Raw genomic sequence first — 15956 nt, 5'->3', positions numbered from 1 at the left:
AAGTCAATCGAGCATTTTTGATGGTGCGAAGCGTTTAAGCCGACTTGATGATCGCTCCAACCACATTGACCGCGCTTGACAAAGTTTCATCTGAGAGGTGTGCATATCGCTCTGTGGTTTTGATATGCGCATGTCCGAGGAGCCGCTGCACTTCATAAAGCGAGCGACCAGAATTGACCAAGAAGCTCGCAAATGAATGACGCAAATCATGCATTCGAACCTCCGCCAACCCCGCGCGTTTTCGGGCTGTATCCCAGGCGTAAAAAATAGTTCGGAAGGGCTTTGCTGTTTCAGGATTGGCGAACAAATAGGCACTCCTATTTTTGCTTTTCAGCCGTTCAACCAACGCGATAGCCTCATCGCTCAGAGGCACTTTGCGCGCTTTACCTGATTTCGTAATGGGGATCACCCAAATGCGATTATTGAAATCGAAATCGGCCCACTGTGCGTCTAACACTTCGCGTTTCCGCGCACCTGTCAACAGCAACAAACTGACGATTGGTTCAAGCAGTGTGTTTGGCGATCTCTTGATCTCATCGAACAGGCGATTGACTTCAAGCGGGGTTAAAAAGCGTTGCCGTTCATTATTCAATCGAAACAACTCGACGCCGGAAGAAGGGTTAGACGATATGTTAGGCACTTGCCATTTGATGGCAAGATTATACATGAAGCGGATCAAAATCAGCACACGGTTGGCCGTGCCCGGCGCATAGCCCAAACCACACAATCCATGATGAAATTTTGAGATATCGCTGGTTGTTACAACGTCTAATCGCTTATGCCCAAACACCGGCGCCACATGGTTTCGGTAGATGCTCTCATCGCTCTTCCATGAGCGCTTATAGCCCTTCACATAGGGTAGATATCGCTCGGCAAAGAACTGATTAAAGCTTGGCACTTGGCGCAACGCCTTACGCTCTGAATGTGGATCCGCCCCCAAAGCCACCCGCGACATTGTTTGGATGGTGTGCCGTCGCGCGGCTTCCAAATCAATTGAGGTTGCATCCCCGATTTTGATGTTTTTCTGGTCACCATATTGATCTCGATAGCGAACATAGTAGGTTTTTCCACCACTCGCCCGCACTTCAAGAACTAACCCCTTAGTCTTTTGATCCGAAAATACAGTCTTTTGCTTTTCTTCTGGGCACTTTGCACTTTGTACAAATGTCCTTGTAAACTTCTTAATCGGCATTTTTCTTTTACACTTTTACTTTTAGTGCTTGGCGTTTCATCCCCATTCTTTTGCCAGTCAATCAAACCACAGTAGAAGCAAACCCTTTTTAGCACGTAATGCGCCAAATTAAGGTGATCCGTCCTGCAGTAGAAATTGACTATTATTTAAACGCGCGGCCAGTGACCTGACGCTAACATATTCACATTGCTGAATTTTTCATCAAATCAATGCAAAATAGACTTCAAAATGGGGAAGTCTGTTAACGCCTTATCGCGCGTTTATTCAAATAATTCAACACTATATATATGAACAATCAATTCACGATCGCGCATTTTTGGCGCTCTTTCGTGACTCTGTGAAATATCAACTCAATATACTAATCGAACAAATCAACCCTCCTCCCAATATTTATGCACATTTCACTTTAGACATACTTATAGCCTCACTAACAGTCTAGTCCGTAAAAAGTGCAATACTGTAGTTGTATTTGATTACTTAAAATCAACTACAAATTCACATAAGCAAATATTTAATCACAACCCACACCTTATCAGTGGTTGTACCACTGCGCATCCCCCAATTGTATCACGTAATTCTGCATACGAATTTTACGCAGCTTCTATCCAATGTGCGGCGCGTTTCGCACGTTTGACAGCAGCTGCATGGCATAGCGCCTGTGTGCGCCGTGCCGACCGCTCTGCTGGCAAAACCTCCAAGATCGTCAATCTTCCGCCCCATGTGGCCCCCCGCCTTTTGGTGGCGGATTTTGGCGAACTTGGGAGGTTGGGAGTGTGTTGAACAGTTTTCTGATCAGCACTGCATCTTAAAATCAAAGACCATTGGGAAGGGATTTATCTAATGGGCGCTAAAGAAACAATTACCCAGATTTACGTGGGTTACTATGACCGGGCACCAGATCCAGTTGGATTGCAGTACTGGATTGGACGCTTGAATGACGGCATGAGTGTTGCTGACATTGCGCAGTCATTTTCTGTTCAGGACGAATCGACTGCCAAATATCCATATTTGGTGACACCTGATGTGATTTCACCGAAATCATTCATCAATGATATCTACCAAAACTTGTTCAACCGCGCACCCGATGCTGAAGGCGAAGCTTATTGGTTGGCGCAACTTGCTGGTGGCACACCTGTTGGCGAAATGATCATCGACATCATTTCTGGTGCAAAAGATGATGACACCAACAAAGACAAAACAATGCTCGACAACAAAGTTGCCGTTGGTATTGATTTTGCAGAAGACACGGGCCTAATCTCTGGCTTGGACTATGAAAACAACACGGCAGCAAAGAAAGCTGCTGCTGACGTGCTTGACGGCGTTGACGCAACAGAAGCTTCTGTAACCGCTGCAAAAGCAGAAACAGATGCGTTTGTTTCTGGTGAAGGCGTTGTTGGTAAAACACTTAACCTGACCACTGGCATTGACCAGGGTGATGCATTTGTTGGCACTTCCAACAATGATACATTTGTCTCGGACAACACAGTCGGCGCCGCACCTACTGCTTCTGCGGCGGACATCCTTGACGGTGGTGCAGGCACAGACACACTGAATATCTATAGCGGTCCGGGCTTAGGCATTAGCGTTCCACAAATCTCAAATATCGAAAACGTTAACATTTTCGACGCTGATGTAAACGTTGATTTTTCTGGTGCAACAGGCGCGAAAATGGTCACCATGACACGTGGTGACGGTCAAAAAACCGTTACCGTGGCCGATGGCACTGAAGTTGGTTTTAAAGATATCACACTAGCAAGTGACGGTGCTGCCGTTGATCTTGGCGCGAATTTTGGTGGTACGGCAACTGCTGCAACTGTTCATCTTGACAAAATCTCAGCGGGCACAACACCAGGCAACGATGATGTTACGATCATGGGTGCAAAACTTACAGACGTAACAATCAAAACTGCCGGCACAAAAAGTGCTGTAAATTCACTGAACGTTGCCGGCGCAACCAAAGTTACTGTTGATGCCGGCGTTGATCTTTCAACCGCAGGGCTTAACACCACTGGTATTGATGGAACCCTAATGGTTACCGGCGCAGGCAAAATCACACTAGGCGCGCTGGACCCTGGCTTTGATACGATCGATGCGTCTGGCAACACTGGTGGTGTTTTAGCAACCCTTGATGGTGAAAAAGACACCAATTTCAAGGGCTCTTCCGGAGATGATACTGTAACTGCGGGTTCATCTTATGCTGCAAGTGCTACCGCTGCTATTGATGGCGGAGATGGCACCGACAGTTTGATTCTGACAAACTCGAATCAGATTGATGCCGCAGCCGAAGGCGCTCGTTACACAAACTTTGAAACTCTGAACCTATTCAACTCTGGCGCTGGCGCAGTGGACATGGATCACATCGCAGGCATCACAAAGGTTGTTTTGGATGACGACGGTGCGGGCGCATCTGTTAAAGACCTATCCGCAGCTCAAGCTGCTGCTATAACAGTTGCAGATGGATCCGGCGGCCTCGGCATCAACGTCAAGGGCGCTACAGACGTTGGTCAAAAAGACGTCGTAAAAGTATCAGCAACAACCCAAGAAACTGCTGGCGCCAACACTATCGCCTTTGGTGCGGTCAGCATGGCGGGCGTTGAAACGCTTGAAATCACTGGCAACAGCACGACATCTGATACCACAGCGGCGCTTTCAAAAACTGGTAGCGTTACTTTGACAACTGCAGGCGCGACAGCTTTGGAAAACATCAAGCTAGTCAATGGTGGTGTAAATAACACCAATGTTGCTGACAACAACAGCATCACAGTTGATGCTGGCCATACTGGTCTCAACCTTGTCGTTGACGCCTCAGGAACAACCGGTGACACAACAATCAATGCTGCTGCTTATAATACGGCGACGGGCACAAAATTGACCGGCGGCTCTGGCAACGACGTACTTAGTGGTTCAGGCCAAGCTGACACGATCGTCGGTGGTGCTGGCGACGATACAATCACTGGTGATGCGGCTACAACCGTCCTCACAGCAGGCACTGCGCAGGTATCAACATTGACTGTTGCGGGCACAATTGAAGTTGGAGACGTGTTCACTGCGACTGTGAATGGCACGGACTATAGCTTCACCGCAGCAGCGACAACTGCTGCCTCGGTGGCTACGGGACTTGCCGGTGTCATCGGCAATGCTGGTGGCGCACTTGGTGGTGCTGCATCTGCCGCCGGTGGCGTTGTAACTTTAACCGGCCAAGGAAATGGCTCGGCGTTTACTCTAAGCAGCACCGCTTCAAATGTGCAGGCTGTCAAGGAAACCTCGACGATTACTGTTGCCACAGGCACCTATGATGTTGGCGATGTGATTACGACGACAGTACAAGGCACGGCTGTAACATACACGGTCGCTGGCACACCTGAGGACCAAGACGCAGTTGCCGCAGGCATTGCCGCCGCAATCCAGGGCAACGGAGCAACCGCAGCGGTCGTTGATGCAACTGCAGCAACTAATATAGTCACTTTGACCAGTGACATTGCAGGTGTTGCATATTCGTTGACCTCAACGGTGACCACAAATGCTGCCGCTACTCAAGCCACCGAAACACTCACTCCGTCTGACCTTGAAACGGGCGAGCTGTTCACGGTGACGGTTGGCGGCTCCTCCTATAGCGAAGTGTTTAACACCGATGTTTCAACAACATTGGCCAACTTTGTGACTTCACACGGTGCGGCCATAAACGCGCAAACTGGCGGAACACTTTCATCTACAGCAACAACAGTAGTTATCACTGGGCCAGCAAGTGGTGCAGCCCTAACGGGCGGTGGCGTAGCTGCCGGCATTACCGGCGGCGATGGTGGCACCGTATCCGCAGCTTCTGTTGCAGGTGTCAGCGTAACAGCCAATGCCAACCCAACAGTTGCTGAAACTGTTGCTGCGGTTCAACAAGGCGCAACCAATACACAAGACCTGAACTCAGCAACCACTCAAACCGCAGTAGCCGAGGTGACATCAGGTGGTTCTGCTGCAGACAAACTAACTGGTGGCACTGGTGACGATGTGTTTACTTTCCTCGCTGGTGGCTCAAATGCTGCAAATGTGGACGTGATCACAGATCTTGATCTAGGTAGCAACGCTGCGTCCGGTTCAGTGGACACGCTAAGCTTCCAAGACACATTTGGCGGCACATTGACAACAACAACATTGGCGGCGTCAGAACCGACCATTGATGCTCAGGCAAATCTGACTGCTGCATTTGGTGTTGCAGTGGCCGCATTGTCAGACGGTGAGGCAGCAACCTTCACCTACGGGTCAAAGACTTACCTCGCCTTCGATGGTGCAACCAACGACTATTTGGTCGACGTGACCGGCATGACAGGCACACTAGACGCAAGCGATCTCGCTGTATTCTAGAACCTGCTAAACCAATCTCCCACCGCGTACGCGCGGTGGGTTCTTTGCTTCATATGAAGCGCTCAGTTTTCAAATCATTTAGGTTCAATTTCATTTTGTAAGTTTGATCATGTCCAATTATCACCCTTCTTCGCATCAAAACCAGTTTCTGCTGGATGGGGATAAGCGCATTTTTATGGATGATTTGAGCGACAATGCCAAAGCGCAGATGATCAATATCCAAGCCACGGATGATCAGATTTTGCACCTGCGACACCGCTTAGACCTGTTGCACCAGATGCGCGATGAAGTGGCGCGCGAGCTGTATCAACTTCTCAAAATTGATGGCCTTTTAGACTAGCTTCTGCTGATTGTTCCAAAATAGTTATCCCCGCCCCACGCACATCCCTTATGCTTGTTTCATCTTTGCTATTGGTTCCGCATGGGTTGTTGACGAACAATTGGAACAGCGTGGTGGCAGATTTTGGGGACGTAGAGCTTAGGCTTTCCCTAGTTTTTGCGATTACGCGAAGGCGAAGAGGCGGAAATATGGTCGGGCCGCCGATCATATCGCACAAATTGAATTGTCCAGTCTGACACCGAAGGCAGGCGTAAATCATTGGGCAGCAAGTTGAAGCTGTTCTGTTATGCACAGGCAAGGGAAAAGGAGGACGAAGCGATTTATCGCTGAGGACCTCGGGCGACGTTTCGCCCGCCCTGCCGGAGGGGCAGTATTTGTAATAGGACGGTTTTGGTCCGTCATGACAAATACGGTACGCCCCGTGAGGCAAAACAATGATCGATCAACGGATCATGGTGTAGCTAAGGGGATAAACGGGTGAGCACCCCGGGGCATTCAACTCGTTGCGCAAAAATTGCCGTCGCACGAGGCGTTTATTGTCTCAATTTTTATCTACAAAGCCGGAGCCAATATGCGCCTCGTGCCCCATAAACCCGATACCGCAAATGGCTTGCAGCCATGTTGCGTTAAATGTGCTGAATTGTCGAACTAAGTGGCTTTAGCCAGCAACACCTTGCGCGGGTCGAAATGGGCGATCACGGAGACATTGATCTTGAGGCGGCAATAATAATAGAGCAGCGCGGCGCGCACGATCTGCGATAAAGCGGTGCCGACCGCTGCACCTAAAATGCCAAAGATGGGCACCAGAGTAACCGAAACAGCAATGTTGAGCACCAATGCATAGGCAGCAATTAAAACGTTAAGCCGCTCGCGGCCGACAACAATGAGTAAGCTGGAGGCCTGTCCAACTATTGATTTACCAACCAAACCTAAGCCGATGACAGCCATGATGATCTGGCCGGACAAAAACTCCTCGCCAAACAACGACAGCAACAACGGGCCAGCGGCAAGGGTGACCAACACGGCGGGAATGGTGAGCCAAAATGTCCAGGTCGATGCCATGTGCACCCGATGCTGCAGCTCGGTCCGGTCGCCTACTGCGTTGGCCAGCGAGAATTCTCGGGCGAACACCAACATAAAGGCATAGTGAATGAAGCCAGCAATCGCCATACAGCGCAGGGCGGCAAAGTAAACTGACACGCTTTCAGAAGGCATCATAAACCCAAGGATGACGATATCAGACCAATAGAGCAGCTCTTCAACGCCGGTGACCACAACCAAAGGCACCGCGGCACAGATCCAGTATCGGCGCAAGCGTTTGCGGTGGTTCTGGCTGGTTGCAGGCTTAACCCGCTTAACGTGTAGCTTTATGAAAATCGCCTGCAACAAAATCAAGAACAGCGTTACGGCGATTGTTACTGCGAGCGCGAGTTCTGCGGTGAGTGGGATATTGTTGAGGCTGATAACAAATAGCGCCCCCATGACAATTAGCGGCCGAACGATAAACCCAGGCACCACCGCCATCATGGTCCAACCAAGACCGCGCGCAACGCCTTCAATGTATAATTCAAGCGCCAAAATCGGCAGGCCGACTGCCAGTACAATGGCTGAACCCATCATATTATCGGCAAGTAGGTGCCCAAAGAAATAGAGCGCCGAACCACACAATATTGCGGTGGCTATTGAAGTGGTGATGATGAATTTGAGGCCATTGCTCATGAAGCCATAAGTGAGATCTTCGCGCAGACGCGTTGCATATCGGGGCAAAAAGCGCACAGCGCTTTCGGAAAAACCCATCACCGAAATATGCGTAAGAATAACCTGCCAAGTCCAAAAGGTGACAAAGATGCCGTAATTTTCAATGCCCAAACTCTTGGCCAGGTAGATTTGGAAAATGTAGGCCAAGCCGGCGGCCAGAATGCGCGATGCCAATGCGGACATTGCCCTGATGACCGCTTGCAACTGCCCAACTCGTGAAAGCAGTTCCCGCGCCTTATGGCCAAGTTGATTTATCAATGTGGGAACGCCCTAATTGGAGGTTTGGCCGCGCAGGGCGCGCACAATGTGCAAAATCTTCAACCGCCAATTGCTTGGCAAGCGATTAAAATAGGATTTGACCTTTGGACGCACATGCAATTGCCACAACACGCCGACAAGTTTGCCGCGCCAAGAGCGCGCAATCACGCGCGTTTCGAGCGGAATGGCATTGTTGGACCAACTGTCCTTATATCCAGCGGGTTCCGCCAACAGATCATATTTGCCAACGCCAGTTTCAATTGCCCAGCGTAAAGCCTCCTCGATTTGGATTTTGCCAACTGAGTGCTCGCGCATGTCCCAATCGAACGCACCAATATAAGAATAATAATGTCCTTGCTGAAGAAATCCGACCTCTACCGCAACAGGTTTATCGTCGAGCATCAGCGCGCCAGCGACGGCGCCCGTCTTTGTGGCCTCATCGCCTGGCAGCGACAAAAGGCATTCGCTTAATCCAGCCATTGTCAGTTTGGCATCGTTGCGACCCGTCTGCTTCAACCAACCGGTCTTCATGTGCAGGGCGGCTTTCACCAAGCGCGCATATTCATCAGTTCCAGCGAAGAAACTTTGGTAAGTTACGTGGCCTAGTTTGGCCAATTTATTCTTGCGTTTGTTGCGATTGCGGCGCGTGGATTTCGAAATACTCGCTTGGTACTGCGCAAAATCTTGAAACTGGCTCAGATCAAAAATGGAGGCAACTTCGTTGACCGGCGCAACAAGACCTAAGTCCCAAGTCGCACTGTGTAAGGCGCTGTTGGTCGGAATTTTGGGTAAGCTGACAAGGTCGACATCGCACTTTGCAATAACCGCTGACACAAATTCACCAAGCCGTTTCGCATCAACACTTTCACTGTCCACAATCAGATTTGAGTATTCTGCATGTGGCGACGTGAAAGGCAGCATTGCCTTAGTGGATAGTGGAAGCAGATCAGAAACTAGCGGCCAGACAGCAACGAGTTCACCGTGCTGCCAAAGCGTAAATATCTCAATTTTTGCGTCTGGATTATGTTGGCCAACGGTGTGCCACCAATGATGACACCAATCATAGCTTTGAAAGAATATGAAGCCCTGGGTGCTTCGCTGCTCAAGGGCACGCCAGTGGGGCGCAAGTTCGGCGAACCGTTCAGCGGTTTGGATGTGTTCAATACAATCAGTCACTGGTGGCAAAGCGTCAACTCGGAATCCAATCGGTCGGCTCTTCAAAGACCGTTCGATTTTGCCATGCACCAAATCCATAATCACTCTTGCCTCGCCGCGGAAATGTCCGGTCTACAAATCCACCAATTCACCCCAACGCGCATGGGCAAGTGCAGCAGATCGAATCCATGCATTTATTTGCCAGAAAAGTGGCTAGCTTGTCGAACACTTGTCTCATTCTTCGTTAACAGCGAAAGCGCCGGCGAAGAGACGTTGATCGGAGCGAAAGAGCACCAAACCTAATTGCAACTTGATTCAACTGCACAATCTGGGAGCCAATCTATTGTTTACCAAAATACGCCCAATGACTTCGATCAAAAATCACAATCGAACAAACTCGGCAATTTGGGAGGACCGTCGAGCGTTCGGAATAGCATCTAGGGCCGCTCACCAACTAAACAAGCAATTGATATTGCTACGCATTTTCACCCACTCGGGATTTATTCAGTTCCTTGAAGGTTTTAGCGGCATCGATTTACGGTTCTGTAAGGCAATCAATATTAACCTTGGAAACAAGTAGTGCAGTTCTCAGGTCGTATCGCATGTTGAAATTCAATGGTCTTACACGTTTAAAAATATCGCAACGCATCTTGTTGCTCACCATTACTGGTGGCTTGTTGTTCTTAGTCTTAGGCGCAGGGTATTTCTATTCGCTTGTCACATCCGCATCGGTGAAAACCGAAGAACAGCGGTTTGCGCAGATCGATAGATCGGCAAACCAGCTTAAGGCGATGGTTTTGGATATGCAGTCGGTTGAAAAAAACTTCCTTCTGCACCCTTCTCTTGAAATGCTCGAGCAGGTCGCATCGGACGAAGCGGCAATTGCTGAGAAGCTCGCTGAATTGCGCACTCATCTTAAAGCTGAGCAGATGGTTGCTTTGGCAGATAGCATTGATGGGCAACTGGGCGAGCGCACGACATTGTTCAAAAATGTCGGCGATATAACCGTTGAGCTTGGACTTGCAGCAGATGAGGGCATTCGGGGCAACTTGCGCTCTGCTGTCAAAGCAGCAGAAGAAGAATTGCAGCGTGCTAACTTAGATGTTCTGACCATTAAAGTCTTGATGATGCGTCGGCACGAAAAAGACTTCATCATACGCGGCGATGAGAAATATATCGGCGATTTGGATTCGCGCGTGAGCGAATTTCAGATGCAGATCAACTGGACACCGCTTGCCGACGACAAAAAGAAAGAGATTTCGGAGCTTATTGGCACTTATCAGGCAGAGTTCAAGACCTTTGCAGCAAAGTCCAAAGAACTTGAAGCCGCAGTTGGCAGCCTAGATACGCTATATGGCCTATTGCTGCCCAACATTGATATGTTGCTCGACGAAGCTGATCTTGGGGTAACTGATGCGGTTGAGAACCTTGCAGCTGTTGAACGCAATTCGACGATTATCTTCTCAAGCGTCATTGGTTTCGCCCTATTGTTCATGATTGCGGCAGGCACGATTATTGGGCGATCAATCGCATTGCCACTCAATAAACTTGCAAATGTTGCCGAAGAGCTTGGTCAAGACAAGCTTGACGTGGAGATTGACGCCGACGACACCAAAACTGAAATTGGCACCCTTACCCGTGCGCTCATTGTGTTTAAAGAAAACGCCGTGAAGGTGGCTGAATTGGGCGCCGAAGAAGCTGCGCGTCAAAAGCAAATCGCGAAACGCGCTGAGATGATGGAAAATCTACAAGCTTCATTTGGTGAAGTTGTCGGCGCAGCGGCAGCAGGCGACTTCTCTAAACGCGTTGACGAGGATATCGCGGACCCTGAAATGGTGAAGCTTTCGCGCAGCGTGAACCACTTGATCACCACTGTTGATTCAGGACTGAAGAAAACCGGTGACGTGCTGGCGGCTTTGGCAAACACAGACCTGACCAAGCGGGTGGAGGGTAATTTTGAGGGCGCATTTGCACAGCTTCAGAATGACACGAACCGCGTTGCTGATCGCTTGACCGATGTGGTTGGCCAATTGCGTGACACCTCCAAAGCACTCAAAACAGCAACTACAGAAATTCTGGCCGGCGCGAACGATTTGTCTGAACGTACAACCCGCCAAGCGGCGACTATTGAAGAAACGTCAGCGGCAATGGAATCCTTGGCCGAAACGGTTTTGGAAAACGCCAAAGAAGCCGACAATGCGAGCGAAAATGCTGACCGCGTAAAAATGACCGCTGAAGAGGGCGGCGAAGTAATGCGCCAAGCCACAACAGCGATGGAACGCATTACAGAAAGCTCCGGCAAGATTTCCAACATTATTGGAATGATTGACGATATCGCGTTCCAAACCAATTTGCTGGCGCTAAACGCGTCTGTCGAAGCAGCACGTGCTGGTGAAGCTGGCAAGGGTTTTGCGGTGGTGGCCGTTGAAGTGCGACGCCTAGCGCAATCAGCGGCTGAGGCCTCTTCAGAAGTCAAAGCACTTATTGAGCAATCAGGCAACGAAGTTGATGGCGGCACCAAGCTTGTGGCCCAGGCTGCAGCAAGCCTTGAGCAAATGCTTGAAGCTGCACGCTCAAACAATGAATCTATGGTTTCTATTGCTGAGAAGAGCAAGTCTCAAGCCACAGCGATTGAAGAGATCAATATGGCTGTTCGTGAAATGGACGAAACAACCCAACACAACGCCGCACTTGTTGAAGAAACAAATGCCGCTATTGAGCAAACCGAAGCGCAAGCCAATGAGCTTGATCGGATCGTTGATGTGTTTGTAACGGAAAATGGCGGTACACCGCGCTTGCCGATTGGCGCGAACAATGAAGTGCCTGACGAATTGCCCGTTCAAACTGGCATTAAGGGGCTTCAGGAGAAGGTGCGAAGTGTTGCCAAAAGCTTCATCTCAAACGGCAATGCCGCCGTTGATGTTGACGCAGATGACGACTGGAAAGAGTTCTAATCGAACAACTTTAAAGCTACGAAAATGAATTAGGCGCCGCAGAAATGCGGCGCTTTTTTTTGTGGGCCTTGACATTGTGAATACAAATGCATACATTTGACATCAAATGCAGAAAGTTGATGACAATGCCAAAAACTGTACCGCTTTCCGTTCGCGTTTCAATGGAAGATGCTGATTTCATAGCTCAACTCAACATTGAAGGAGCGGTGACACCCAGCGACAAAATTCGCGCCATCATTGCAAATGCACGACTGCGCCAAAGTGAAGACCAAAACTATGAAGTGGCGTTACACAATGCACGAGATCAACTGGCAAGCTTGAACGATGCAGTAGGTCGCCTTGAATTGGAAGACCAAAAGCACTCGGAGCTGTTAGCGCTGTTTACAAATTGGCTTTCAGAGGCATTTGCATTTGTTCTCTCTGCTCGTCACAGATTACTAAATAATCTGATGACTTTGGAGCAATTTGAACATGGCATTTCTGAGCGAACTTTTCGTTTGATTGAAGCCGTTGCACGAATGGGTGTCACGTCTCAGGCACCATGCTATGAGAAAGGTATTGTTCGGCAGGGTTTCAACCCACTTATTGAGCTTTTAGACATGATTATAGAAAAACTAGAAAAGGATACTGATAATGGCTGAAGGAATTGCGAAGCGAGTTGGCCGCATCATTAGTGGCAGCGTGAATGCGCTGGTAGACGCTGTAGAAGATGCAACACCACAATTGTTGATGGAACAAGCTATACGAGAAGTCGACGAAGCCATCGATGAAGTGCGCGCCGAACTCGGTCGCGTAGTCGCTGGAAACCACCTAGCCAACAAGCACTTAGCAGACAAAAACGCAAAACACGCCGATCTTTCAGACAAGATCGAGTTAGCCATTTCTCAAAACCGCGAGGATCTTGCTGAAGCTGCCATCTCGGGACAACTGGACATCGAGGCACAAATTCCAGTGCTTGAACAGACCATTCGTGACAGTTCAGAGCAGCAAAAGGAGCTTGAGGGCTATATCGCTGCACTTCAAGCTAAAAAACGGGAAATGGAAGATGTATTGAAGGCGCAAAAAGTGGCCCGCAAAAGCCAAGCGACGATCAACCTCGACAACAATGCGAGCGGTTCACAAATCAACGTTGCCAGTAACGTGGCACGAAAGGTTGATGATGCAGGATCTGCATTTGACCGCATAATTGAAAAACAAACTGGTGTCTCGCTTGCGACTGGCCAAGTAAATGCTGATGCCGCCAAGATTGCTGAACTTGAAAAGCTAAGCAGAGACAGTCTGATCAAGAAACGTCTCGACGATTTGAAAAATCGAAGCGCGGGTGACGCTTAAGAAAGGGCACGTATATGATCGAATTTGTGCTGTCCCCTGCAAACTTGCCATTTAGCACGGCGCTGGCGGTGATGCTCATCATCGCCTTTCTTGAAGGCGTGGGCTCGCTGTTTGGCGCTGGCATTTCGAACATGTTTGGCGCACTTTTTCCAGACGTAGACTTTGACTTGGATGCAGATGGAGGTGATCTAGAATCACCGGGTGTCTTGGGTCGCTTACTGTCTTGGCTCAGAGTTGGCGAAGTGCCGATGCTTGTATTGTTCGTGGTTTTCTTAACCGCTTTCAGTCTCGCAGGATTTGCTGTTCAAAAGACCGCGCTTGATCTGTTTGGGTTGTACCTGCCAGCACTTGCTGCAATCATACCTGCCTTTATGGTGTCGATGCCGATTGTTCGTTTCTTTGGTGGCGTATTGGGACAAATCCTACCTAAAGACGAGACCGATGCTGTTTCAAAGATGAGCTTTGTTGGGCGCATGGCAAAAATCACCCTAGGCGTGTCCGCAAAGGGCTCTCCAGCCCAGGCCAAAGTACGCGATGAACACGGCAAGCTCCATTACATAATGGTGGAACCTGACATAATCGATGACATTTTCAAGCAGGGCGAAGATGTGTTGCTGGTACGCAGCGACGCCAACCTATTCTTCGCAATCCACCCAAAAAACAGCAGCCTTGGCACTGGCTAGCCTTATTACAACATTTGCGCGCACTTTGGCGCCAAGCGCAAACAATAGTTTAAAACATTAGTTAGGGAAGCAATATGTTCAACATAGGACTGATCAACATCCTCATTTCTGCCGGCATAATCGTAGTTGCACTGCTGACAATCGGCATCATTTTCTCGCGGCTATACCAACGCGCATCAAAGGAAATTTCTTTTGTCCGCACCGGTTTTGGCGGTCAAAAAGTCATTATGAACGGCGGCGCATTGGTATTTCCAGTTCTGCACGAAATTATAGCGGTCAACATGAATACGCTACGCCTACCTGTACAACGGGCAGAAGACCAAGCACTGATTACGCGGGACCGGATGCGCGTTGACGTCGTCGCAGAGTTTTACGTCCGCGTCCAGCCAACTGTTGAGTCAATCGCGAATGCGGCGCAAACGCTAGGTTCGCGCACCATGCGCCCTGACGAATTGCGGGTGTTGGTTGAAGGTAAATTTGTCGATGCGTTGCGCTCTGTCGCTGCGGAAATGAGCATGGAGGAATTGCACGAACAGCGTGTCGATTTCGTCCAAAAAGTACAACAAGTGGTGTCTGAAGATCTACTTAAGAACGGCCTAGAGTTGGAATCCGTTTCGCTCACCGGGCTCGATCAAACAGGAATGGACTATTTTAATCCCAACAACGCGTTCGATGCTGAAGGTTTAACGCGCCTCACCGAAGAAATTGAGAGCCGCAAGAAGATCCGAAACGACATTGAGCAAGATACGGCAGTGCAAATTCAGAACAAGAACCTGGAGGCATCTCGCCAGAAGTTCGAGCTGAGCAAAGAAGAAGAATATGCCCGCCTCCAGCAAGAACGTGAAATCGAAGTTAGACGTGCGCAGCAGGCTGCGGAAATTGCCACCGAGCAAGCTCAGAAGCAAAAGGACGCCGAGCGCGCCCGAATTGAAGCCCAGCAACAAATCAAGCAAGCTGAAATCGTTTCCGAGCGCGCAATTGAAGAAGAGCGCATTCAAAAAGAGCGGTTGATTGAGACACAAGATATCGACAAGCAAAAGACTGTTGAAATCGCCTCGCAAGATCGTCAGATTGCGATCGCTGAAAAATCCAAAGAACAATCTGTCGCAGAAGCTTTGGCTGATGAAGCACGGGCAAAGGCTGCTGAAGCGGAAGAGCGCGTGGCAACAGCTCGCCAACGTGAAATTGCTGAACGTCAGAAACAAATCGAGTTGATTGAAGCGGCAAAAGAGGCAGAACGTGATGCAATCAGCCTAAAGGTTGTCGCAGAAGCGCAAAAGGTTGCCGCAGCAGACAATGCAGAAGCTATTCGTGAAGAAGCCCGCGGTGAAGCGGATCGCATCACCATCACCGCCAACGCTGATGCAGAGGCAGAAAAAGTAAAAGCTGCTGCATCTGAGATCAGGTACGCCGTAGAAGCGTCAGGCAATCGTGCACTAAACGAAGCTGCAAACTTGCTATCGGACGAACAGATATCCATGCGCGTGAAATTACAGTTGATCGAGAACCTCGAGCAAATTATCCGCGAAAGCGCCAAGCCGATGGAAGCCATCGAAGGCATCAAGATTGTTCAAGTCGGCGGCCTCATGGGGAACGGTGAAGCGAGTGGAGCAGAAACTGGTGTTCCAGCGAACGGTGGGAACCTAGCAGACCAAGTCGTCAACAGTGCCTTGCGCTATCGCGCCCAGGCGCCACTTTTGGACAGTTTGCTAAAGGAAGTGGGCCTTGAAGGTGGTGACATCAATGGGCTGACCAATGTGGTGGACGAGCTCGTTTCTAAAACAAAAGGCAACGCTTCTATTGAAGCCGAACTGCCGACACCAGCACCCGAAGTGATTGCGAGCAGCAAGACCCAAAAACCAAATGGGGCGACAAAATCACCCAAAAAGAATGGATAGTTGACCGCTTACCCTATCTCCAACAGCAGC

General features: G+C 49.5%; 10 protein-coding genes. 7 read left to right on the top strand and 3 right to left on the bottom strand.

What is annotated here, in order from left to right; genetic code table 11:
• Positions 1-34 precede the first annotated feature (34 nt).
• Positions 35-1192, bottom strand: a complete 1158-nt coding sequence (locus tag QQL65_RS07110; protein ID WP_284363132.1) for a site-specific integrase — start codon at positions 1190-1192, stop codon at positions 35-37.
• 840 nt (positions 1193-2032) lie between these two features.
• Here QQL65_RS07110 and QQL65_RS07105 point away from each other — a divergent pair.
• The gene (locus tag QQL65_RS07105) at positions 2033-5548 is read left to right on the top strand and encodes a DUF4214 domain-containing protein (RefSeq protein WP_284363130.1); all 3516 of its coding nucleotides are present in this window, start codon (positions 2033-2035) and stop codon (positions 5546-5548) included.
• 109 nt (positions 5549-5657) lie between these two features.
• Positions 5658-5888 carry a DUF6447 family protein gene (locus QQL65_RS07100; protein ID WP_284363128.1) on the top strand — a complete coding sequence of 77 codons (231 nt, stop codon included), beginning with the start codon at positions 5658-5660 and terminating at the stop codon, positions 5886-5888.
• A 648-nt stretch (positions 5889-6536) separates the two neighbouring features.
• On the opposite strand, the gene QQL65_RS07095 is transcribed toward QQL65_RS07100, so the two are convergent.
• Entirely contained in the window at positions 6537-7904 is a 1368-nt protein-coding gene (locus tag QQL65_RS07095) for an oligosaccharide flippase family protein (protein WP_284363126.1), read from the bottom strand.
• A 12-nt stretch (positions 7905-7916) separates the two neighbouring features.
• Complete coding sequence (locus QQL65_RS07090) at positions 7917-9158, bottom strand: GNAT family N-acetyltransferase (RefSeq protein WP_284366238.1); 1242 nt, start codon at positions 9156-9158, stop codon at positions 7917-7919.
• Between the two features lie 503 nt (positions 9159-9661).
• On the opposite strand from QQL65_RS07090, the gene QQL65_RS07085 reads away from it, so the two are divergent.
• From QQL65_RS07085 to QQL65_RS07065, 5 genes are all read left to right on the top strand, one after another.
• A complete protein-coding gene (locus tag QQL65_RS07085) occupies positions 9662-12013 on the top strand; it encodes a methyl-accepting chemotaxis protein (RefSeq protein ID WP_284363125.1) in 2352 nt (783 codons plus the stop codon).
• A 119-nt stretch (positions 12014-12132) separates the two neighbouring features.
• Positions 12133-12654, top strand: a complete 522-nt coding sequence (locus QQL65_RS07080; protein ID WP_284363123.1) for a hypothetical protein — start codon at positions 12133-12135, stop codon at positions 12652-12654.
• A complete protein-coding gene (locus QQL65_RS07075) occupies positions 12647-13345 on the top strand; it encodes a PspA/IM30 family protein (RefSeq protein WP_284363122.1) in 699 nt (232 codons plus the stop codon). The genes QQL65_RS07080 and QQL65_RS07075 overlap by 8 nt, the downstream gene beginning before the upstream one ends.
• Before the next feature lie 14 nt (positions 13346-13359).
• The gene (locus tag QQL65_RS07070; RefSeq protein WP_284363121.1) at positions 13360-14028 is read left to right on the top strand and encodes a YqiJ family protein; all 669 of its coding nucleotides are present in this window, start codon (positions 13360-13362) and stop codon (positions 14026-14028) included.
• 74 nt (positions 14029-14102) lie between these two features.
• On the top strand, positions 14103-15926 hold the full coding sequence (locus tag QQL65_RS07065) for a flotillin family protein (RefSeq protein WP_284363120.1): 1824 nt from the start codon (positions 14103-14105) through the stop codon (positions 15924-15926).
• Positions 15927-15956: the final 30 nt, after the last annotated feature.

It is taken from the genome of Maritalea porphyrae (assembly GCF_030159895.1).
Taxonomy (GTDB): Bacteria; Pseudomonadota; Alphaproteobacteria; order Rhizobiales; family Devosiaceae; genus Maritalea; species Maritalea porphyrae.
The sequence above is the reverse complement of the archived record's forward strand: the minus strand, read 5'-3'. Positions and strand labels throughout refer to the sequence as shown.

Bases quoted from the DNA above. Each gene is read 5' to 3' on its own strand.
- QQL65_RS07110 (WP_284363132.1), bottom strand. From the start codon at position 1,192: ATGCCGATTAAGAAGTTTACAAGGACATTTGTACAAAGTGCAAAGTGC.
- QQL65_RS07085 (WP_284363125.1), top strand. From the start codon at position 9,662: ATGTTGAAATTCAATGGTCTTACACGTTTAAAAATATCGCAACGCATC.
- QQL65_RS07065 (WP_284363120.1), top strand. From the start codon at position 14,103: ATGTTCAACATAGGACTGATCAACATCCTCATTTCTGCCGGCATAATC.
- QQL65_RS07080 (WP_284363123.1), top strand. From the start codon at position 12,133: ATGACAATGCCAAAAACTGTACCGCTTTCCGTTCGCGTTTCAATGGAA.
- QQL65_RS07070 (WP_284363121.1), top strand. From the start codon at position 13,360: ATGATCGAATTTGTGCTGTCCCCTGCAAACTTGCCATTTAGCACGGCG.
- QQL65_RS07105 (WP_284363130.1), top strand. From the start codon at position 2,033: ATGGGCGCTAAAGAAACAATTACCCAGATTTACGTGGGTTACTATGAC.
- QQL65_RS07100 (WP_284363128.1), top strand. From the start codon at position 5,658: ATGTCCAATTATCACCCTTCTTCGCATCAAAACCAGTTTCTGCTGGAT.
- QQL65_RS07075 (WP_284363122.1), top strand. From the start codon at position 12,647: ATGGCTGAAGGAATTGCGAAGCGAGTTGGCCGCATCATTAGTGGCAGC.
- QQL65_RS07090 (WP_284366238.1), bottom strand. From the start codon at position 9,158: ATGGATTTGGTGCATGGCAAAATCGAACGGTCTTTGAAGAGCCGACCG.